Annotated in this window: 19 protein-coding genes and 3 pseudogenes; 1 reads left to right on the forward strand and 21 read right to left on the reverse strand. The window is 64.4% G+C overall.

Annotated features, from left to right (window positions below; translation table 11 throughout):
* The first annotated feature begins 14 nt into the window (after window positions 1–14).
* Window positions 15–443, forward strand: a complete 429-nt coding sequence (locus BM43_RS17085) for a hypothetical protein (protein WP_036050302.1) — start codon at window positions 15–17, stop codon at window positions 441–443.
* 56 nt (window positions 444–499) lie between these two features.
* On the opposite strand, the pseudogene BM43_RS17090 reads toward BM43_RS17085, so the two are convergent.
* From BM43_RS17090 to BM43_RS17185, 21 genes and pseudogenes are all read right to left on the reverse strand, one after another.
* A pseudogene (locus BM43_RS17090) lies at window positions 500–1055 on the reverse strand (DNA adenine methylase); the annotation flags it as partial.
* A 272-nt stretch (window positions 1056–1327) separates the two neighbouring features.
* Window positions 1328–2316 (reverse strand): annotated as a pseudogene (locus BM43_RS38980) (IS110 family RNA-guided transposase); the annotation flags it as partial.
* A gap of 63 nt (window positions 2317–2379) precedes the next feature.
* A pseudogene (locus tag BM43_RS38985) lies at window positions 2380–2638 on the reverse strand (DNA adenine methylase); the annotation flags it as partial.
* Window positions 2619–3668 (reverse strand): relaxase/mobilization nuclease domain-containing protein, encoded by a 1050-nt coding sequence (locus BM43_RS17100; protein ID WP_036050297.1) that lies wholly within the window; start codon window positions 3666–3668, stop codon window positions 2619–2621. The pseudogene BM43_RS38985 and the gene BM43_RS17100, both read right to left, overlap by 20 nt.
* 1 nt (window position 3669) lies before the next feature.
* Window positions 3670–4197: a hypothetical protein gene (locus BM43_RS17105; protein WP_036050294.1), complete on the reverse strand. Its 528-nt coding sequence runs from the start codon at window positions 4195–4197 to the stop codon at window positions 3670–3672.
* 10 nt (window positions 4198–4207) lie between these two features.
* Window positions 4208–5773, reverse strand: a complete 1566-nt coding sequence (locus BM43_RS17110) for an LPD7 domain-containing protein (protein WP_036050292.1) — start codon at window positions 5771–5773, stop codon at window positions 4208–4210.
* A gap of 45 nt (window positions 5774–5818) precedes the next feature.
* Window positions 5819–7705, reverse strand: coding sequence for a PriCT-2 domain-containing protein (locus BM43_RS17115; protein WP_036050290.1), 1887 nt, complete (start codon window positions 7703–7705; stop codon window positions 5819–5821).
* On the reverse strand, window positions 7702–9483 hold the full coding sequence (locus BM43_RS17120; RefSeq protein WP_036050287.1) for a type IV secretory system conjugative DNA transfer family protein: 1782 nt from the start codon (window positions 9481–9483) through the stop codon (window positions 7702–7704). Before BM43_RS17120 ends, BM43_RS17115 begins: the two co-directional genes overlap by 4 nt.
* On the reverse strand, window positions 9480–9881 hold the full coding sequence (locus tag BM43_RS17125; protein WP_036053148.1) for a hypothetical protein: 402 nt from the start codon (window positions 9879–9881) through the stop codon (window positions 9480–9482). The genes BM43_RS17120 and BM43_RS17125 overlap by 4 nt, the downstream gene beginning before the upstream one ends.
* A gap of 14 nt (window positions 9882–9895) precedes the next feature.
* Window positions 9896–11023, reverse strand: a complete 1128-nt coding sequence (gene virB11, locus BM43_RS17130) for a P-type DNA transfer ATPase VirB11 (protein WP_036050285.1) — start codon at window positions 11021–11023, stop codon at window positions 9896–9898.
* Complete coding sequence (gene virB10, locus BM43_RS17135) at window positions 11020–12237, reverse strand: type IV secretion system protein VirB10 (protein WP_036050282.1); 1218 nt, start codon at window positions 12235–12237, stop codon at window positions 11020–11022. The genes virB11 and virB10 overlap by 4 nt, the downstream gene beginning before the upstream one ends.
* Entirely contained in the window at window positions 12230–13066 is an 837-nt protein-coding gene (locus BM43_RS17140; RefSeq protein WP_080742065.1) for a TrbG/VirB9 family P-type conjugative transfer protein, read from the reverse strand. Before BM43_RS17140 ends, virB10 begins: the two co-directional genes overlap by 8 nt.
* Window positions 13063–13779 (reverse strand): VirB8 family type IV secretion system protein, encoded by a 717-nt coding sequence (locus BM43_RS17145; RefSeq protein WP_036050280.1) that lies wholly within the window; start codon window positions 13777–13779, stop codon window positions 13063–13065. The genes BM43_RS17140 and BM43_RS17145 overlap by 4 nt, the downstream gene beginning before the upstream one ends.
* 177 nt (window positions 13780–13956) lie before the next feature.
* Entirely contained in the window at window positions 13957–14664 is a 708-nt protein-coding gene (locus tag BM43_RS17150) for a TrbJ/VirB5 family protein (RefSeq protein WP_036050278.1), read from the reverse strand.
* The gene (locus BM43_RS17155) at window positions 14661–15818 is read right to left on the reverse strand and encodes a TrbL/VirB6 family protein (protein ID WP_036050275.1); all 1158 of its coding nucleotides are present in this window, start codon (window positions 15816–15818) and stop codon (window positions 14661–14663) included. Before BM43_RS17155 ends, BM43_RS17150 begins: the two co-directional genes overlap by 4 nt.
* Complete coding sequence (locus tag BM43_RS17160; protein WP_036050272.1) at window positions 15815–18304, reverse strand: VirB4 family type IV secretion/conjugal transfer ATPase; 2490 nt, start codon at window positions 18302–18304, stop codon at window positions 15815–15817. Before BM43_RS17160 ends, BM43_RS17155 begins: the two co-directional genes overlap by 4 nt.
* Window position 18305: 1 nt before the next feature.
* Window positions 18306–18626 (reverse strand): VirB3 family type IV secretion system protein, encoded by a 321-nt coding sequence (locus BM43_RS17165; RefSeq protein WP_036050270.1) that lies wholly within the window; start codon window positions 18624–18626, stop codon window positions 18306–18308.
* Between the two features lie 13 nt (window positions 18627–18639).
* On the reverse strand, window positions 18640–18981 hold the full coding sequence (locus tag BM43_RS17170) for a TrbC/VirB2 family protein (protein ID WP_036050268.1): 342 nt from the start codon (window positions 18979–18981) through the stop codon (window positions 18640–18642).
* 35 nt (window positions 18982–19016) lie between these two features.
* On the reverse strand, window positions 19017–19664 hold the full coding sequence (locus BM43_RS17175; protein WP_036050266.1) for a transglycosylase SLT domain-containing protein: 648 nt from the start codon (window positions 19662–19664) through the stop codon (window positions 19017–19019).
* Window positions 19661–20239 (reverse strand): hypothetical protein, encoded by a 579-nt coding sequence (locus BM43_RS17180; protein ID WP_042284840.1) that lies wholly within the window; start codon window positions 20237–20239, stop codon window positions 19661–19663. Before BM43_RS17180 ends, BM43_RS17175 begins: the two co-directional genes overlap by 4 nt.
* Window positions 20240–20494: 255 nt before the next feature.
* Window positions 20495–21073 carry a ParA family protein gene (locus tag BM43_RS17185; protein ID WP_227742937.1) on the reverse strand — a complete coding sequence of 193 codons (579 nt, stop codon included), beginning with the start codon at window positions 21071–21073 and terminating at the stop codon, window positions 20495–20497.
* Between the last annotated feature and the right edge of the window lie 399 nt (window positions 21074–21472).

The raw sequence follows: 21472 nt of genomic DNA on the forward strand, positions 1-21472 counted from the left end.
CAAAGGAGCGAATCATGGGTTGGCTGAAACTCGCCTTGATCATCAATATCGTCATTGGTGTTGCAAAGGGCATCCAGCTCTTCAACCAGCATTGCCGGCACCGTTTCGGACACACCTTTTTCACCATGCGTGGATTCTGGCTCACGGCCATCGCAGTCAACCTCATCTGGTGGGGTATGTACTTCTGGGCAAGAGCTATCCAGCAACATACGCCCACGTCCGATGGGATAATTCTCATGGCCTTCGGTCTCGCCGCAACGGGATGGCTACTGTACGAGAACATCCGCGACACGGACCTGCTGCATGGCGTCAGTGGATCTTCACTTCAGGTTGCGCTGTTTTTTCCGCTGGCCATATGCAGCTTCCCGCTTCTTATCGTAGCGATGGTCATCATGGTCGTCGCCTCGTACAAGGCTGGCCCTGCCCTCTTCATTGACCGCTGAAGCCGAGGCCTGTGCGTGTTGCTGGCCGGAAGTCGGCCGAGGTTAACACCTGGTCGGAAGAGCCCCGCAGGGTTCCTCTCCCTGTCCCGCTATAGATGATGAGCTCGCCACGCATAACGGTGTTGGCCGGCCCGCCTACCGTGTAGGGCAGTACGACCCGCCCCACCTGAAATCCTGCAAACAGGTCGCGAAATGCCGCGTGGTCATTGAGCGTGAGGATCGCATATAACCGCAGTTCCCCTAGCACCGTCGCGATGCGCTCGTACTGGCCAAATTCGAACGGCACGCCATGGCCCTCCGTCTCCAGGTACGGCGGATCGAAATAAAAGAACGTGTGAAGCCGATCGTAGCGCGTCATGCATGTCTGCCAGCCCAGGTTTTCATGTAGGCCCGGGAAGCCGAAGGTGCGCTGCGGACAGTGTTTCTTCGAGACGCAAGAGATTCAGTCCAGGCAGCGAGGGCGTTGCCGTGCCGAACGTTCTACCTTCAACACGGCCACCAAAACAGTTCAGTTGCAGATAGTAGAACCGCGCAGCGCTGAATGTCCGTGAGCGTTTCGGGCCGCGTGTCCTGCAGCCAGCTGACCCGCCGGCTCGTCAACGCCCATTTGAATGCATGGTCAGCCCTATTTTTGCAACTCGAAGTTTCGATGAAGGCAAAGGCTTGCGCTAACGTATCCGGCCTCTCGAGGGGAACGCTACTTCCCGGTCCATGATGAAAATTCGCACCTCACGATCCTCAAAACTGTCGCAGCTACCAGATCTGATTCAAATTTCAGGTTCTTCGCGAGGTCGATTGCCGTTACCGTCATCTACATTTGTCGTCGCAAAAAGCAGGAAGGGTGAATAGACTTGCCATGCAGCAGCTCGCTGCGGGTGAGTAACGTAGGCCGAATTACCGTTCAGTACTGCCCGTTCGATGCGGGCAAGCTTGGCAGCGAACGCGCAAACCACGATACTTCAATGGCACCGCTCCAGTAGTTGGCGCACCCATATCGCCATGGCGTCCGACCGTTTGTGAATGTGCATCATGATCGATCGCGCGCACTGGACCAGTAAGGTTCGCAAGTGCTTGTCGCCGCACTTCGAAATGCCGAGAAGTGTCGTCTTGCCTCCGGTACTGTATTGGCGTGGCACGAGCCCAGGCACGCAGCAAAATCGCGGCTCGTCCGGTATTGGCGCGCATCGCCCGCCTGAGAAGCGAGTACGCTGGCAGTGATCGGCCCAATTCCCGGGACTGTCAGCAAACGCTGGGCGACGTCATCCTCGTTCATCAGCCCGTTCAGTTCGCGCTCCATAACTACGATCTGCTCGTTGAGATGAAAAACGTAATCCCGAAGTTGCTCCAGTAAGGCGACGAAGCGCGGCGGTAAGTCATTTGCCTCCAGCGCCGCTGGCAGCTTTCGGATCGCTGCTGGTCCAGTGCTTTGCGCCCCCCGAACTCGACAAGATATACATGAATCTGGTTGTGAGCCGAGCCCCCGCTGCAAGTCAGCATATCCTGCGCCCGATGCGGCGCCGAGATAGTCTGTTGCTGCTCGTTTCTTACGACCACAAAACCTCATCGCCCGGCGACTCGCCGATCGTTTCCGCGTCGACGAAATCGTCCCTTGTTGCCCTTCACGAACGGTTTCACATACTGCGGCGCGATCAGCTTCACATTCATGTCCAAACTGCAAAAATCTTCTCGCGAAATGATGCAGGTCAGAACACGACTCCATCACGATTCGACAAGCCGGCGTGTTGGCGACAAGCTCGACCAACTGGTTACGATTCAGTTTCCTGCGTCACAGTTGATGTCCTGCCTTGTCTTGTGCGTGGATGTGGAAAATGTGCTTACCGAGATCGACGCCTAACAGCGCGGTGTTCTCCATGGCAGTCCCCGACGTGAGTGAACAGGCCAGCATACCCCGAAGGGCGGGCTGGCCATATCACTATTGCCTCACGAACTCCTCAATATGGTGTTGCACCACGCGGATAGATTCACGAGCTCGTCATTCACGTCATTGAGCACCTCCACCTTCAGCAGGCGGCCCCATGAAGAACAGTGCCGCTGCGCCGGCAAACACCTCAACGTAACAGGTATGCGACGGGGAAGCGCGGGATAAGCACGTCGGCAAGCCGTCGTTTGCCACCTATCCACGGATGATCGGCATCGTCATGGCACCTCCCCTGCTCAGCGTTCCAGCCCGACATCCGGATCGCCCCGCAACAGTTCCCCCTGCCCTTCGCGACGGTCTGTATAACTCGCTCCGTACGCGTGAGCCGGTTTGCGACGCCGCTGCTGTTCATGTCGCGCGGGACGCGCTATCGATGGGCTGTCGTGCTGTACCGGCATTGTCCGCAGGAAGTCCGAAATCGCTGCCGCCAGACTGCGATCATCCCCACTCTGTGAACCAGCCATCGCATGCGCCACGCCCCGCCACGCCTCGAGCGCACCGGCGTGCGCATCCCACAGGGCAACGCGCGCGGTATCATCAAGTTCCTGCCGCCAGTAACGAGGTGCGTCACCCCGCGCAACCATATGCACGACGGCCTGTTTCGTATAGCGGTGCGTCTCGCCGCGTGTTAGTCGCGCAGTCGCATTGGCCTCGACGCCATGCTCGCGCAACTGGTGTGCAAACCGTTCACGCCAGCGCAGTAGATCCTGCCTGCGTGGATTGAGACGTCTGCCGTCCGGCCCACGTACCTGCACACTCAGATGCACGTGAGGATGGGCTTCGTCATCGTGCGCGGCAAAGACATACCGCCTGCCGTCACCGAATTCCTCAGCGGCAAACGCGCGCGCGGCGTCGCACACCGCCTGCCTGTTCGTGCCTGGCGGCATCGAAAGCAGCACATTGAATACCTCGCGCCGGCGGCTCTCCTCAGGAATACCCCAGCCGCCGAGGCACCACGCATCTGTGAGATCGTGCAGTTCTTGATCGCCGAGCACGGTCATTCCGTCCTGGTCCTCAAGTTCAACCCTGCCGTTGCGCGAGATGTAGCGCAGATGACGGCGCACAGCACCCATGCCCTGCGCGCTCGACGCCTTGTTCGTGATCTTCACCATCACTTCGGGGATACGCCTGAGCGTGCGGGCGAGCTGCTCGCGCATAAGTCGTACGTCCCGGTGGAGTTCACCGCGCGACATGCGCGGCGCCCGCACGTGCCGCAGTGGATCGTGAAAGAGCCGGTCACCCCAGTTCAGCAGCATCTGATCGACGTATGTCTTCGGAAAAGGCATGCTAGCGGCTCCAGCGGTCGAGGTTGGCGCGCAGCACCTGCGTGACTGCACGCAAGTGCGTATCGATCACGGCACGGGCGCCCTCGATCATGTGCGTCATGTGCGCCGCGCCCCGCGCATCACCATGCACCTGCAACCGTCCGAGCAACGTCACGATCGTGGCCAGATGCTGGTTTGAATCTGCAAGCAGTCGCATCTCCCGCTCGCCCAGTTGCGGCTCGTGCACAAGCTGCGCGCGAATCACGGCAACCATCCAGCGGTTGACATTCAGTCCGCTTGCCAATGCACGCTGTCGGGCCGCTTCGAGTTCCTCCTGTGTGAGGCGAACTTCGATGCGTTCGCGATGCCCGTCGACCGGAAAATGACCTTCATGCCCGGCGAACCCGTCCGGCGACTCGTCCTGCCCCAGCACACCGTGGACCAGTTGCCGCACACCATCGGCCGCCGTGACGCCGTGCAGGACGCACCACGCCTCCCAGCGTGGCTTCGCCGGCCCGAGATCCACACACAGTCGCATACGCGTGGTCATGCGCGTGCTCCTACAGCGACGGAGGCGCCGGTTCTGCCGGACCACGTTCGACCTCGCGGGTCGGGACGCGCTGCGCTGCCGTGCGAGTGCGGCGGTTGCGTGCGGACGGGGCCTCGGGATCAAACACGCGCGGTCGCGGCACGGTGACGCCCTCCGCCACGAACGCGGCCAGCAGCCGTTGCGCGTGCTGCTGCACGCGCGCAATGGATCGCTCGCTGAACCCCTGCTGCCGCATCGCGGCGGTCAGCACAGCCATCTGCACGGCGTGCTCTTCGGGTGACGCGACGGGAGTTTCACGCCGCACGGCCTGGGTGTGCCGCGGAGTTGCCGGCCGCGCAGTCCCGCTCCTTCCCGCCTCACCCCTACTGTCGGACGCCTCGCGACGCGACTGCGTCGGCTCCTTCCCCACGACATCGACCTGCCACGTATTGCGATAGACCTCCTTTTCCTCCTCGCCAATCACATTTCCCGTCCCGTCGAGAACCGGCACCATCACCGTCACGAGACGCCGGCCAAGGTTTTCGAACATCACGTGCTGTCCGGCGAGCGCCCCGGACTCCGCAACGGCCCGCTCCAGATCCACACCCCAGACGACACGTTCCGCACCACCCGCATCGCGATAGACAACGTAATACGAGTCACTGCGCGCAGGATTGTGCTGATAGGGCGCGCTGCCGTACTCGACCAGTTCGCCCACGTAGCGCTGACGCTCCTGCCCCTCAGATTCACCAACGTGTGGCCCGGTTTCGGCGGCTGGAGCAGCATGCGGGGGTTCGCCAGCAGCCGGTCGCGCGGCGGGGCCCTTCTCCAGTTGCCGGGAGGCATCGCGCTTCGCTGGTTGCGCCGCCTGCGATTCCGTGGGACCAGCCGTCACCGCAGGCGCTTTCGGGGAATCCGCAGGAACCCGCGCAGCCTCAGCCGTTTGCGACACGTCAATGCGGTTCGTCATCCGGTCACGACGACCTTCGGCCAGACGCGCGAGATCAACCGCCTTCGGCTCGTATCCGCTCACCTCGATGCCGAGCCGCATCGCCCGGACCCACACCTCGCGCCGGAACTGCTCGTGGCCTGACACCCGCACGCGCCCCCATGCCTTGGCACGGACCATATCCACCATCGACTCAACGACGTCCGGCCGGTTGTGTTCCGTCACGATGTAGGGACCGATATCCTCGAATGCGAGCTGATGCGGCACATCCTTCAGGAAATACTGGTTGCCCGCCCGCAGGTAGCGCTTTCGCACCGTCTCTGGCGGATTCCCAAGCGGCGCCCATCGCATGGTGGTCGTGTCGTCGCTGCCACGCGGCGCCCTCTGCTGCGATTCTGGTTGCTGTGCCGCCGCCTGCGGCGGAGTGTCCACCTGGATGGCCTGATCGCGCAGCCGCGCCCGCGCGGCATCGAACTCGCGGCGCCGGCGTGCGCCCAAGGCATCGGCCGCCGTCTGGTCAAAGCGGTCTGCGCCCGCAGCGCCGCCCTGCGGATCCTGAAGCGGCGGCGGATCCGGTTCGATCACGTTGATGACCGGATCGTCGGCAGGCGTGCCGGCTGGGGTAGTAGAGGTTGTGGTTTCATCCATCGTGGAGCTCCCTCAGTTCGCTGACTGACACAGCGTCGCGCGCGATCAGCGTTGCTGCCCTTCACCCTGTTCGCGGCCGGCGCGTTCCTTCGACTGCGCGAGGGCGGCTGCCCGTGCTTCCCTCACCCGCGTCCATGACACGCCCTGCAACTGGTCGAGTGTCGCATCGAGCTCGTTGCCGAAACCGACCTCGCGTGCGGACTTCTTCAGGGATGCAACCGTGCGCTCAAGCAGATCGCGCGCACGGTCCCACGGATACACCTTCCCGCGGGTGCCGTCGTAGCCGATCTGCACCTCCGCCCCATTGAGGCGCTGGTTTTCGTCCATCCACCGCAGCCGGTCCGAGACGAACTCCACGTTCGCCTTCGCGTGGAACACCACGCTACGCGTCGACACTTCCTGGATCAGGTAGTGCTCGGTGTTGAACACCTCGCCACGGTACGGACCACCGTTCTCGCGGGGCGTCGCCATGCGGATCTGCGCGCCGAAACGATGCTGGGCCAGCGCCTTGATCTCGCCCGGCACCTCGTCGAGTCCATACAGTGGCTCGCCCACCTGACGGCGCACCGGCGCATACGGCACAAGCGCTGGTGGAGGCTCCGCGTTTGGCGCCTCGGTCTCGCGCCGGTCCTGTTCCGGCGGCTCGGACTGTGCCTGCCTGGCTGCCGGCGCCGGGTTTTCCTGCGACGCCGGTTCTGGCGCGTCCTGATTCGCCGCCCGGCGACGCGAGATACGGCGCCGGCCCGACGCCTCCGCGTCACCCACGAGTTTCTCTTTCACGTTACCCATTTCACCCTCCTTCAGTGCATCGTCCGATCCGTCTGCAGCCATGGCCTGCCCAGACACTTCCGCACCCACAACCGCCCGTCCTGGCGCCTCGTACAGTGACTCCCGTAAAAGCTCACCAACGGCACGGGATCCAGATAGCACGGTCATGTCGTCGAAGTCAGTCGGCATCTCGCCGGCAATGCGGGCCTCTGGCGCAAAGTGCGGTTCCGCCAGCAGCGAGGACGTGCCGGACGCGGCCTGCTTCGCATGTTCATACCCGGCACCGAGATCGGCGAGCACCGCGATCTCCGCTTCAGGGTAACGGCCGCGCCACATCGCTGCCACTGGCCGCAGGTTGCCACTCGACAGGGCCGCGACGCTGAACCAGCCGGTCGCCTGCCACACTGCCAGTGCCGTTGCCACCCCTTCGCCGATCAGGATGGGCGTAACCGCACCCTCGCGAAACTGGCCCGGTTCAACCACCCAGCAGCCGCCCGACTTGGCACCACCCGCCAGCGCAGACTTGCGTCCTTCGGCGTCGATCAGTTCCAGCGTCGAGAGGGTCTCGCCGATGCGGACCGGCACCACCAGCACGCGGCCGGCGAGCGGCTCCCCGACACTGCGCGGCGCATATCCGAGCAGCGCATTCAGCTCCTCGGCCTCGAGTTCGCGCAGCGTGGGGACCGCCCTGACCTGCTTGCGTTCGAGATACGGATGTCCGGGCCCCACCGGCCGTGCCCACTTCCAGATCGCCAGTGCCTCCCGCGCCACGGCAGCCTGTCGCGCGCGCACCCGCGCCTCGAGCCTGCCCTGCTGCCGCGCCTGGTCCACGGACGGACGCGCTAATGGCACGCGCGGTCGGTCCACCGGGTCCATCGCCGCACGCGACGCCCTGACATCGAAGCCCTGCTGCTGCGCGAGCCAGAAGAGCGACGCGAGTGTCTTGCCGCCCGACTCGCCGGCCGAGCGCCACGTCACTCGCGCCGCACGTTCGCTATAGTTGTGGGCGGTGCGACTCCATTCGTCCCAGATGTCGAAGCCCGCCTCGCCGAATCCCTGCTTGAGCGCGAAGGCCATGTCGACCCACGTCGCGTAGTCATCGGCTGGAATCGTGGCCAGCGCCGCGCGCGCACGCTCCTCTTCACTCAGGTACCGGGCATTCATCGGCGCTCTCCGTGAAGCGGCACGACATTCGAACTGTCACCCGCACGCGATGCAGCTCGCCCGCGCTGGGTGGGAGATGCGCCCGCGGCGCGCGCAGACTTGCGCCTGGACGTGCCGTCCGAGGGGCGCAGTTCCGCGACGTCGAGATCAGACGGCGACAGCCGCCGCGCCGCGACGGCAACGCGTGCAGCCGGCACCCCCAGCAGCATGAAATGGCGCTCGGCATACGCGGCGGCCTCGCCATCGCTCATGTCGTTAAGATGCCGTGGCAGGTCGCGCGGATCCCAGGCCTGCAGCACTTCCAGATACTCCGGCGGAATGTGCATCACGCCGGCTTCATCCACTTCGTCAGGTTGCACATCCCTCACGCGCCGCTCGACCTGGGCGATGAAGCGCACGAGATCCATCGCCGGGATAGCTGGCGCCGTACGCAGGCGGGAGGTAAAGACCGGCTCGCGCCAGTAACAGATCCGCCCGGCCAGGATCGGCTTCGTGTTTTCGAGCAGGATGATTTCCTTCTCGCGCCCAAGCTCCTTCAGCTCCTGAGGCAACAGCAGGGGCCGGCGCTGCTCGGAGAAGCTCTCGCTCGAGCCGCCCCGGCCGCCAAAGACCGCGGTCGACCGGCTCACACTGCGTGAGCGGTCTGTGAAGGTGCCGAGCATCTCCGAGTATTCGTTCGCATCCTTCTGCTCACGCGGCGCGTAGATGATCTGCATTGCGTGATTCGTGACGAAGGTCCTCGCGTCCGCGCGGCCATAAACCGACTCAAGCTGTGACACCGACTGCACGATCGAAAGCAGCCGCAGGTTGTATCCCGCCATGTAGGCGACTGCCCGGGCGATGATGTGAATCTTGCCGACCGACGTGAATTCGTCCATCAGCATCAGGCACTGTACCTTCAGCTCCGGGTTGTCCTGGGGCAGTTGCCGCGTGTTCAGGTTGACGAGTTGCGAGAACACGAGGTTGACGAGCAGCGCTGCCTCGGTCAGGTGGTCGGGCGTGATGCCGACATACACGGACATCCGCCGTCTGCGCACGTCGCGCAGGTCGAAGTCACTGGCGCTCGTCGCGGCGTCAACGATCGGATTGGCCCAGATCGTCAGCGGCGCATTGAACGTCGCCAGGATGCTCGCCAGGACCTTGTCGTCGTTCGCAAGAAAGCGGTTCAGCGCGTCGACGCACGCACCAGTGAGCAACCGCCGGTTCTGCAGCAGCGCCTGCTGGAGATACGCCTTGACGGGCATGCCGTTACCGGACGATTGCCGCAGCACCTCGCCCATGGTCACCGGATGGTCGGGCACATCGGTGTCGCCGCTGCGGCGCGCATCGCGCCACTCGCACAGCAGCAGTACGATCCCGAGAAACAGGTTGCGGGCCTGATCCTTCCAGAAGTCGTCGTGACCGCCGACCGGATACAGCGCGTACCCGATTGCGAGAATATCGCCGACGCGGAACACGCCGTCCGAGATCGCCGAGAGCGGGTTATACCGGTGCGTACGGCCATCCTCGGCAAACGGATTGAACAGGTACACGTCATGGCCGTGTGCGCGACGAAAGCCTGCCGTGAGGTTGAAATTCTCCTGCTTGATATCGAGCACGACCACCGAATCCGGGTAACTCAGCAGGTTGGGCACCACGATGCCCACGCCCTTGCCCGACCGTGCCGGCGCCGCAAGCAGCACGAACTGCTGGCCAGTGAACCGCAGGTAGCGGCCACGCCAGACACCCACGACCAGCGGCGGGCCGCTGAATGCTTCTGATGTCGTCACCGTGCTCATAGCAGTCCTGCCCGGCGGATGTCCGCCTCGTTTGCGAACCGCGCGCTGCCATAAAGACGCCGGCGGCCGGTGCGATCCAGCAGCGTGTAAGCGCCAAGCGCCGGCGCACCAAACGCGAGCAGGAGGCCGAACAGCGCCGCGCCGGCAAGCCGGCGTCCCACCTTTGGCAGACGTCCGTCGTACCAGGCCAGCGCCGCATCCGGCCAGGCATGAAACCCGGCATGAACGGGGTTGAGGTGCTGGCTCGCGACGAAGAAAAACGACGCCAGCCAGAGGGCGAGGATCAGACCGGCAGCAGCCGTGGCCACAATCGCGAGCGTGACCAGCGCGCGCACCGCGTGATACCCGCCCCCCCTGGTGGTTGACCGTACCGTTCCGGTTGCCTTTCCGATGTCCATGGCCTGCTCCCCTTTCACCGGAAATCCGCCTGATGGCGACGCAGCGGATCGAACCAGACTTCCGTCATCGACCATCGCCGGCCCGTCTGCTCCCCTGACTCATCGAAAACGGCAGTGGCTTCCATGTGCGCCACCACATCGATCGTCATGAAGAGCAGCCGGCGCAGTGCCGCGTCATCCCACGTCGAAGCCTCCGGATGTTCCTTCGCCATCAGCGCGAACCGCTCGATCGCGACCGGGGCGCTCGACGCGTGATAGCTCGTGATTGACCCCGCATGGCCCGTGGTCAGGAGCTTCAGGAAGTCGTACGCCTCGCTGCCGCGCAGTTCGGCGAGCAGCACGCGGTCGGGGCGCATGCGCATCGTGCTGGCGATCAGGTCCGCGGGCGTCACCCGCGCCTGAGCGTGACCACCCTTGCTGTAGATGAGGTGGACGCAGTTCTCGATGTGGCGGATGAAGAGTTCGCGCACATCCTCGATCGTCACGATGCGCTCGGTGGCCGGAATGTACCGGCACAGCGTCTTCATGAAGCTCGTCTTGCCCGAGCCGGTGTTGCCCACGATCGCGAGGTTCAGCCGCCCGCGCACCGCCCGCTCGAAGAAGGCCGGCAAATCACGCGCTTCGAGGCACCTGGCGAGTTCGCGATCGAGAGGCCGTAGCGCCGGCATCGCCTCATCAAGTCCAGCCGGGCGGCGCCACCTAGTGTGCGCGAACAGGGCCTCGCCAGCATACGCATCGAGCGTTTTCTCGCGCGAAGAGGGACGGCGGATCGTCACCGACACGGTACGCGGAGGTACCACCGGCGGGATCACGATCTGGATGCGCGCATCACCTGGCAGCAGCGCGGAGAGCACCGGATGCAGCGCCGAGACCTCCTGGTTCGTGAGCGTGGCAATCGCGACCGCGAACGACATCAGGCGCTCGAAATCAAGGTCTGCGCAGTCGTGGACATGCCATCCGAGATGGGTTTCGATCAGCACGCGTTGCGGCCGGTTGATCACCAGTTCCGTGACCGTCGGGTCATCGAGCAGCCCCGCGAACGGCCGCATGAGCTCGCGTACCGACGCGTCCTCTGCCAGCCTCGGCAGTGGGGCATCGGCTGACACAGGTGCGTCGCTCAGGATGTGGGCCTGCGCCTTCATCGCGAGCCCTCCGGATCGAGCGCATAGACCGCACTGAAGTCCAGGTCCCGCGCGACGACGATCGTGAACTCGGCCCCCTGGTTCTGCGACAGCGTGGGCGGGATGTTGATCGTGCTGTCGAGTACTCGCGAGGCCATGTCATTGCCCTGCTGCTGCGTGTTCTCGAACACCACCGGGCCGTTGCTGTTGCCGCCACGCGTCGCGAAATAGCCGATCGCGTCCTGCGTCATGCCGAGCAGCATGGCCGCGCCAATCCGTTCGCTCCAATGGTTGTTCACATAGCCGCCCACGCCCATGCGTCCGAGCGCGTCCGCGGCCGGCGAATCGGTCTCGACCGTCACCCCTTCGGGGGTCTTGATGCGGGCCGACAGGATGAACACCCGCTTCTGTCCAGGTGCCAGGTTCGAGCGGTACTCGCTGTTGACCTGCGAACCCCGTTCAATCAGGACCACATGGCCGTCATCCGAATAGACGTTCTTCGTCACCGTGCAGGTCGAGATACCCGCCTCGGTCGAATCGAACGCGGTATCTCCCACGCAGTCGATCTTGGCGCCTTCTGCAAGAACAAGACTGCGGTTGCCGAGAAAGCCTGCGCGCGCTTTCGGTGTCACGGTCGGCGTCAGCGCCTGGGCAAGCGGACTGCTGCCCTGGGGCGGGCCGACCGTCACAGCAGTCGCGCCCGGCGAAGCGCCCGGTGTTGATGCGGCAAGCTCCGCCGCTGCATTGGCAGGACCATTGCTTCCGCCTGTGCTTCCGGTGGCGAGCAGCGGCGCATCGTAATAGCTGCGAACCGGCGCGGTACGGACAGGAGTGCGGGGCGTCGCCGCGACAACGGGGGCCGACGCGGCGGCACTCGCTGTGACCGGGCTGCCTGGCACTGCGGCAACTGCTGATGCCGCTACGGTCCCGTCGCTGAACACCCGCCCCGGGGACGGCTGGTCCTGCACGGCATCCCGTCTGGCCTTCTCAGCCGCATCGTGCCGCTCGAGAAACCCGTGCATCGTCCAGACCGCTCCGCCGATCACAACCGCCACGACAACCAGCGGCGCAAGCCACCAGGCACGGGGCCGACCACCCTGCTGCCCCAGCTCCGGCATGCCACGATCGGCTGGCTGGTTTGCAAGGTCGCCGTTTATGGTTTCTGTGACCTTTGCGGGGTCGCCCCCGGCCACAACCTTGGGCGCAATCCCATTGCGCGGCGTTTCCTCATTCATGGCCGTCGCTCCGCAGAACACGCTTCACACCGCTCACCGTTGTGCCATCCGCAGGCGGTACTCCGTCCACGTCGAACGCGTCGTTCCACAGACCGACCACCTCGTCACCGAGACGCAGCACGAAACGTCGCGCGAGCTCATGCACGACGATCACGTCGTCTTCCATGTGCCGGTCGACGACGCTTTCGCTGTCGTTGCCGGCCACGCGGAAGATCGCAGGGATACGCCGGTTGTTGGGAATGCGGATATAGGTGAAGCGCCCGTCATCCCACGCCGCAGTAGGCGCGATATCCTCCGAGTGCGGCATCACCTGCATCGAGTAGGCGGTATTGCGCACCACCGGCGGCTGGTCCAGGCGCGCGCGTACGAGGGCGGCATCATCGGCAGCTTTCGTCTTTGCCGCCTGCCTGTCGGGGTACACGAAAGTGATGCGATACATCTCCTCGTCATTGGCGAACCGGGCCCTGAGCGGCAGCACCACCAGGTCAAAGCTGTAGCTGCGCCGGTCGGTGCGGATCTCGAGGTTCGTGTCGTGAGCGGCGAGCTGGGGCTTGAGGTAGACGTCGTGCTCACCCCGGTTTGCAACCACCTGCCATCCGTCCCGGTCGCCGGGGGCCACGACGAGAATGTGCTCGGCCGGGTCGAGCGCAATGTGCGTGGCGAAACCGCGCTGCGCGATGACTCGCACCACCTCGTCCTGCCGGTACACGACCTGCCGCACACGCGGGTCGCCGGACCAGCCGGGCACGTCGTACGCGCGGGCGCCACCGCAGAGCGCTGCCAGTGCGGTCGCCAGCACAACGGTTCTCACCAGGTTGTCCAGTTTCATGACACACCTCCCGGGACCGACTGTGACGCCGGCGATGACGCGGCAGGGGTGTATTCGGGATCGCGACTGTAGGCCGTCACCCTGAAGCCGAACGGGTTTTCAATCGCCGTGCGCTCGCGCGTAAAGACGGATGGCCGGTACGTGAAGGCCAGCGTGATGACGAAACGCTGCGGCGCCTCCGCGTTATCGATCCCGTTCTTCCACGTCGTGCGCTCGATATGCACGACGGCATGCCCCGGTTCATCCGGCACAAGCGTCGTCGAGAGGATGCGGATGCGCCGCTGTGCATTTGCCCCGAGCTGCCGGTCCAGCGCGTCCGGTCCGCCGTAGATCGCCCGGTAATCACGCGCGACCCGGTCGTCGCTCATGTCGAGCACGCGGTCGTAGTCCATCTGCAGCAGGCCCCAGTCGTAACGCTCGCGCGAGCGCACGTACATTTCGACCCAGTGCTTGTCCTCGATGTCGCGCATAGGGATGTGCTTCGCGTCGAGCACGTCGATCACCTGCGCTTCGCCCGTCAGCCGGTCAACTTCTATCGGCAGTGGCACGAGCCGATAGAAGGGGATCATCACAGCCAATGCGGTTGCACACAGGATGGCCACCACGACCGAGGTCGCGGCCACGTACCATGCCCGACGTTCGGACCGCTCCTGCAGGTGCGTGACCGACACCTCGAAATCGAGCGCCCGACGATAGTCACGGTCACTGCTCATGACCGCCTCCATCCGATGGGGGAGTGGGTGGCACGCGGTTCACCGGAACACGGTGCGAGCCATCCGGCAGGACGGGTCGGGGTGGACTGTCCGAGCATCCATTAATAAGTATGACTAACTGTACGACAACGATTGCAGCGATGGACCGAACCATGTCAATCTCCTCAATTTCCGAACTCAGTTCCCAAAGCTTGCGGGCACCATCTGGTCCTGCAACCGTGCGGTATTGCCGGCGCGCTTGAGGACGAGCTCCTGCTGCTGCCCGGCAATCAGCCGGTCTTCGGAATCGGCGAGCATCCTGAAGAGCTGCAGCTTGGTCATCTCGTTGCCGACGGCCGTGCTCTCAATCTGGATGCGAGCCTGCAGTTCCGAAATGCCCTTCTGGTCCTGCGTCACATCGATCTGCTGCATCAAACCCTGGATCTGGTCGAGTTCCTGGAGTTCGGTCTGGTACGCCTGTGTGCCGAATGCCTTGTCCTGGAACGGCTTGTTGAGCGCGCGCTGGCAGACCTGCTGGTCGATGCCACTCTGGTCCTCGCAGTTGTAGATCCCGCTCGCCGAACGCAGCGTCTGCCCACCGCCGGTGAGACCCGCATATCCCCCGTTCTGGATCGCCGTATAGACGGACTGCCAGTTCGACGGCAGCGAGTTTGACAGAACCGGATTGCTCATCAGGGACCCAAATCCACGGGTGCCACTGAGCGACTGATACAGCTGGAGCTCCTGCTGCACTTCCTCCTTCAGTTGCCCGACAGTCGCGATCGCCTGCACGACGTTCTGTGCGTCATACACCGGAATCCCCTGGGCACGAACGACGGAAGACAGGCAACCGGTCGCGGCGATTGCGCCTGCTATCAGAACGCGCCGTACATGTGAGGTGGTCATGATGCTGACTCTCCATCGTTTCCCTGATCGCCCAGGTGCTCGCGGGCCGCACGCTGGTAGGCTGGCATCCAGCCGCTTCCCCCTCCGCCATCCGAAATCTTTCCGCCCGGCCGGCGTGGACCGTGCCCGAAGCGCAAGACGGCACCGACGCCGCGAAGCGCCTGGCGTGCGGTATATCCCGCAACGAACGCGCCAAACCCCGACAGGGTGGCGCCACCAGCCAGACCGGACGCGACCCCAGGCAGTTGCCATCCGACCGTGGCCAGCAGGAGGCCCGTGACGCACATGCCCAGTCCCGCTCCCCAGGACGCTGCGCTGTCGAGTGCGCTGTGAACAGCGGCTGTCAGCGAGGAGGCATTCGCATCGGGTGCCGAGGTCGTCACCTGGAACGGCGCCAGATCTGCGGAGAACGCGGTCAGCGCCATGCCCAGAAACGCCGCAATGAGTACCTGCAACAGCGCGTAGTTCGCAATCTTCGCGGTCCATGCCTCGAAGAACCGGGTTGTCGGGCTGAATGCGCCACATGCGATGAACAGGGGCCCAAGGCCGAGCACCAGCTCCAGCAGCATCCTCGCCATCAGCACCTCGAATGCGAGGACGATCAGGAAGACCGAGGCACCGAGCGCGGCTACCAGCCCGCAAAGGAAATCGCCGATGCCGGCCACGATGCCCGCCATGCTGAAGCCTTCATGCGTCGCCTTGTTGAAGTAGGCATCCATCACGATGTCGATCTGCCGGTCATAGCAGTCGAGAGTCCGGTAAATGGAGGACGCGCTCGTCCCCGTCACGCTGGCGCCACTCACCGTTCCGCAGCCGGCGTTGCCGGCTCCGGCATTCGCGGCCGCAGTCTGGATCGTCTGGGCCAGGCCTGCGGTAGCGCCCTCCACCGCGGTGACGACCTGCGACTGGTAGATGCCCGCACCGAGCGCAAACGCAAGCATGATGGCCACCTTCATCCCACGCCACGCAAATGCCGGTACCGACTCATGGGCCTCGCCACGCACCACGGCGAACCCGTACACGATGATCCAGATCGTAAGCGCCGTCGTGACGACCGGCACCAGCGCACTGGAGAGCGCCGAGGACACGCCCGTGACGTACGTCGACATGCCGTTTTCGAGCGTGCCGCCAACCGCTGTGAAAAGGCCGCTCATCGTGCACCTCTTCCTGACACACGCGGGGTTAGCGTGTTCAGGGCGGCCCCGCCCGCACGCCGCCGCGCCAGCCGTTCATGAAACACGGGAAGCCATGCAGCGGGTTCGTCGCCGATCTCGGCACGGATACCGTCGAGCAGTTCGACGTTGTCCGTTGTTCCCGACAGCACGTCGAGCACGTCGCCGAGTCCGCCGAGATCCAGCCTGCCGATCGCCGAGTGGTGTCCCTGCTTGACAAGGAACAGGCGACTGTTCTCCCCAAGGGTGCGAACGATATTGAATTCGGCCTGCGTGAGCTTGAAGCCATGCACGTAGTCGTCGTAGTCCGCCCGCGGATTGGGCAGGAAGAAGAACGTCGCGGTCTGCTCGATGAGCGCCCGCGCGATAGGACTGCGCAGGACGTCCGCCGGCGACTGCGTGTCGAAGATGCCCAGACCGTTCTGCTTTCGGATCGTCTTCTGCTTGTTGTTCGCGAAATCTGTAAATACCGGGTCCCCGAGGCGCTTCCAGAACTCGGTCATCACATAGATGAAGCGCCGCCCGTCGATCAGGCTTCCGGTCAGGTGCAGCAGGTACATCGTCACCGGCGTCGACACCTCCGGATCGTCAAGCAGTTCTGTGTCGTCGAAGCCGAACAGGTGGTTCTCGCTGAAATCCAGCAGGTCCGACGGGTTGTCCAGTACCCAGCCAAGCCGGCCGCCCGCACACCACCTGGTCAGTCGCGCATGCAGGCTGTTCTCGCCCACGTTGGGCATCAGCTGCCGCACCATGGACAGGCGCCGAAGCGGCCGCGCCATGCGGGCCACTTCCCGCACGGCACGCGAAACGTCGAGCTCGTCTCTCGCCGAAAGCGGCGCACCTGTGTCGACGAGCCGGCGCACGAGACGCTCCCAGAAATCCAGTACCGCCTCATCCGGCTCGAGCTGGAACGGATTGAGTCCCGTCGGGACACCCCGGTGAAAGACGGTATAGCGGCCGCCCACCGCGCGGATCGCGATCTCGGTACCGCGGTCCTTGTCGTAGACAACGCCCGTGACGCCATACTTCATCGCCATGGCAAGCAGGAACAGCTCAAGTACCGTCTTGCCCGCACCCGCCTGCCCAATGATCTGGGTGTTGGCGAGTGCCTTCTCGTCGGCCGATTCCTTTTTTTCCGGAGTCGCGTGGAAGTTCAGATAGAGCGGCTGGCCGCTGGGCGTCTTGACAATGGTGATTGCCTCGCCCCACGGGTTGCCGTCGCGCTTGCCCGTCGCGAAGTTGTGCAGGCTCGCGAGCCCACAGAAATTGCGCGAGGTAAGCTTCGCCTCCCGTGGCCGGTAGCGCCAGTTGCCAGGCAACTGCGCGAACCACGCGGCGTCCGCCACCAGGTCGACGAGCGCACTCTGGAAGCCCACGTCCGCGAGCTGCGTGCGCGCCTTCGCCACGTGCCGCGCTACCTCGTCCGGGCGGTCCCCGAGCACGGCAAGCGAATAGTGGTATTCGCCCAGGACGAAATCGCCATTGATCAGGTCGTTCAGCGCCTGGTCCATCGCCTCGACCTGCGATACCGCGACGTCCTCGCCGGCAATCAGCTGGTTGCGCTGGCGCTCAAGCGCTTCCTTTGCCGTGGGACGATCGAGGATCGTGAAGCTCTGCGTCTCGATGTACTCAAAGTCGCCGTAAAGCAGACCGTCGAGCATCCCGGGCTCCGTTTCTTCGGGGTAGTCCTTCAGGTCGAGCAGCGCCGCGTAGCGCGTTGCGCCCGGCATGCGGATCTCGACCTTCTCGGTGCGGAAAAAAAGTCGCGAGGTCGGCAGGGCTTCGGCAATGCGGCCAGACGGCACCGGCACGGGCTCCCAGGCGGCGTTGACGAGGTAACCCAGAAACTCCAGTGCCGCCGAGAAACGCACGGACCGCTGCGTGTGGTGGATCTGCTTCGCGTCGCGAACCTGGTTCCTGTAGACGCCAAGGGCGACCGGACCCCACGGTTTCAGGCCCGATTCGACCTGCGCGGCGAGTTCCGCCATCACCTTCAGCGCCTCATACTCGCCCCGCCTGATATCGCCGGCGGTGCGACGGGCTGCCTGACTGAATAGCCGCCCCAGACGCGTGCGGTGCGGCCGGTAGACGACCGTCAGGTACAGCTCGTTGGCCATCATCCGGTAGCCCGCAAAGCTCGCGTAGTACCGTGTGGCAAGCTCCTGGCAGAACGGGTTGCCGTAAGGCGTGGCGAAGTGATCAGTCACGCGCCGGCGGAGCCGATGCGACCAGAGTCCCACATGGCCACCCGGCAGGCTGCGCACGAGCTGGTTGAACCCTTCGTGACGCACCAGGATGTCGCCTGGATCGGCCGCCTCGAAGGCAATACCGGCGATCTTCCACACGCGCAGATAATCGCCTTCCCGCGTGCGGATCACGTGGTCGGTCACGTGCGATGAGAACGGCACAAAGTCCGCGAGCACGACCTCGCGTCCGGCGACGTCGATGAGGTGCGGTTGCGCAGCCATGTCAGCCCCTCCTCTTGACGCGAACCGGCACGTAGGCGTGCGCCCCCCAGAAGCGGCGATTGCGCTGGCGAAAGGCCATGCGAAAGCACAGCACGACCTGCGCAAGCCGCTGGTCGTCATGCCGCGTGACCGCACGCATCGTCACGAACACGGGGACGAGGAGCAGCACGATACCGACGCCCGCCGGCGGACTGGCAAGCAGTGCCCAGATCGCGGGAATCAGGATGCAGCCACCCACCATCAGCAACGGCACGAGCGGCACGCCCCACAGCATCGCGGGTCGTGTGCAGCCCTTGAAGACGGGATCCCTGAGCTGGTCCATGTTTGCCTCCGGATCAGCTCGTCGGGATCAGCATCGCTGCGATCACCGTGGCGCAGCCAACGAACAGCCCGCCGATGAATACGTTGGCAATGTCGCCAAAGCGCGCGTGCTGGAACATCATCTTGAAGCCCGCCCAGATGATCGAGATCGAGCACACCACCGCACCCACGCTGAGTAACGTGGTCTGGATCGTCGTGAGCAGGGTGTTGACCTGCGAGAGCTGCGCATATGCCGGGGTCACCGTCAGTGCCAGCAGGGACGCAATCGCGAGCCCGCGCCGGACGGCTCGCGCCGACTCACGAATCCAGGTTTCCCGCGGAATCGATCTCCACTTGATTTGCAGTCCTGATTTCATGGATTGCTCCTGTTACACACATTGGCCTTGCTTCGTCAGAAGACGACCGCGCTTTCCTGCGTCATGTCGCCGGGTAGACCGGTCTGGCGATTTCGCCTGGGGTCCGTGGTCGAAGGCGTTCGATCCGGGATGCGTGACGGACCGGAACGCGCGCCCTGCGGACTGGACGGGATGACGCGAATGGGCGGGACATCGGCGGCAGTCGCCGGAACCACCGGATCAGGGAGCGCGGCATCGGCGACGACCCTCTGCACATAGCCCGTGCGAAATCCCGTGGAAAAGTCGCCGCTCGCGTAGCATGACAGCCCCGCACGCAATGCGTCCTGCGCTTCTGCATGCTCGTGCCGCGCGCGCTCGAAGCAGCCCTGGAGGATGGCCGCGCCGGCGGCGAGATTGCGGCACGGATCGAACACGGTCTCAGTCGTCAGGCCGAACCTGATCCAGTTCGCCCGATTTACCTGCGCAAGACCTGCGCTGTAATCCCACCCGGCGGCCTCCAGCGCGCGTGCCGTCGCAACGGCCTCGTTAAGGTTTGCCGGCTGGCGCTCGAGGCGCCCGTGTACCACCCCGATCGCGTACAGGTTGAAGCCCGACTCGACCCGCACGATGGCTGCCATCGTGGCGGGCGCCACGGCCGGTGCGCACTGCTGCGTCAGGGCGAGGAATGCGGCGAGCGGTATCATTCGCCACCTCCCTGTCCGCCAGAGCTTTCGTATTCCCGCTCCAGAAAGAGACGCGCGGACTGGGTCGGCTCGTACGGGATAGCGGTACTGCCGGCTCCGTAGAACTCCGTGATCATGCGGTCTGCTCCTCCCGCGTCCCACCACACGCGCGTGTCCAGCGCGCCGTCGATTTCGACATTGATTGCGCCGCGCGCATTGCATAGCAGCTCACTCTGCCCAGGGTCACCCCAGTACAGCAGATCCTCACGGCAGTACCCGGTACCCGCAAAGACGTTCACCGCCGACGTCCCCTGCGAGCCACCTGCGCCGAAGTCGCACGTCGGAAAAGGATCGCCGTGGCGCAACGCTGCCCACAGCCTCCGGATCGGCGGGACACACTCGCCATACTGCTCAGGGCCACCGGGATTGGACAGGCACAGGATCACCTGGCAACCCCAGTCGTCGGCATGGGCAGTGCCAGGCGCCGGGACTGATGCCCCGACAAATGCGGCGAGGGCAATCAACCAGCGGCGCAACACCCGCAGCAGCCCGCGGCCGGCCATGGCAATGTCGAATGGGATGGCTGCGTCATGCATCGCACACCTCTGCACGACTAAGGGCGGGCGTTGCACCGTTCCCGATTGCATCGAGCCGGCGAGTGAGGACCTCCAGACAGGCGACCACTGTCCGCGAGGATTCGGCGACCCGGACATCCTGCGCGGCTGGCTGGCCGCGCGGCACTGAGCAACCCACAGCGCGCCCGACAGCTGCCGGGCGAGGCAGCCAGGCGTATCCATGGGGAAACGCCTGGTCCGCGATCAGCCATTCACGCAGCGTCGTTTCCATCACCTTCACCCACGCTTCTTCCCAGGGATTGCGACGACGGGCAGAAGCCCGACAAAGTGCAGTGCCGGATTCAGTCGCGCCCGGACGTTGCGGATCCCGTATGTGCCATTGATGATTTCCGAGGCACAGTCGACGCAGTCCGGCGACATCGCTATGACGCTCAGTACCGCGTCCACCAGCGCCTCTGCACAGACAGCGCGCAGGTCGGGCAGGACGGGCGTATCGATCAGGCACACGTCGAACCGCGGCGCCACCACGCATAGCAGATGACGAAGATTCGCGTAGTAGCGGGTGCGGGCGGGATCGTGACGCGAGCGCAGACCGTCGACGGCGTCGCCGCTGAGCACGCGAACGCAGCCGCCGGGTGCGGGTCGGGCGCGCCCGGTCGGGTCCGGCACCGGGTTGCCGGACCCGATCGCATCATGCTGCCCGCCGGCGAGCATCCGTGCGCAGCGCGGCGGCTCGGCAAGGTCCAGTACCAGCACGCGCCAGTGATTGACGCGACGCAGGTGACGGGCAAGCAGGCAGGTCAGCATCGTCCTGCCCGAGTTACTCTTTGCCGAAATGATCAGAAGCGATTTCATGGTTCATCGTCCTCAGCCGCGCCCGCTGTCGATGAACCTGCGAAGAAAAAGGAACCCGCGGCAACGGAGAGGCTGACCGCGGGCTCAACGGGGGATCATTGCATCAGCGCCAGAAAAGCAGAAAAGCCTGCAGATGCAGGCTTTTTGCGAATGCGTCACGGCACACCACGTCATCGCACAGACATCGAACTGCGGGGCCGCTAACGCGTACTCGGTCGTGCGTGGCACGTTGACCGGATCAGATTGTTGGCTTCAATCTAGGCGAGTGCGCCGCCCTTTGCAAGTGGCCTCAGGCACTACGCCGTCCTTCCATTTACCCACGTGTTCCCGGGTGTTCCCACTGGTTCCCAAAAAAATTTCTGGTGCGGGACCTTCGACCCGAGATTCGCCGACGACAGC

It is taken from the genome of Burkholderia gladioli (assembly GCF_000959725.1).
GTDB lineage: Bacteria > Pseudomonadota > Gammaproteobacteria > Burkholderiales > Burkholderiaceae > Burkholderia > Burkholderia gladioli.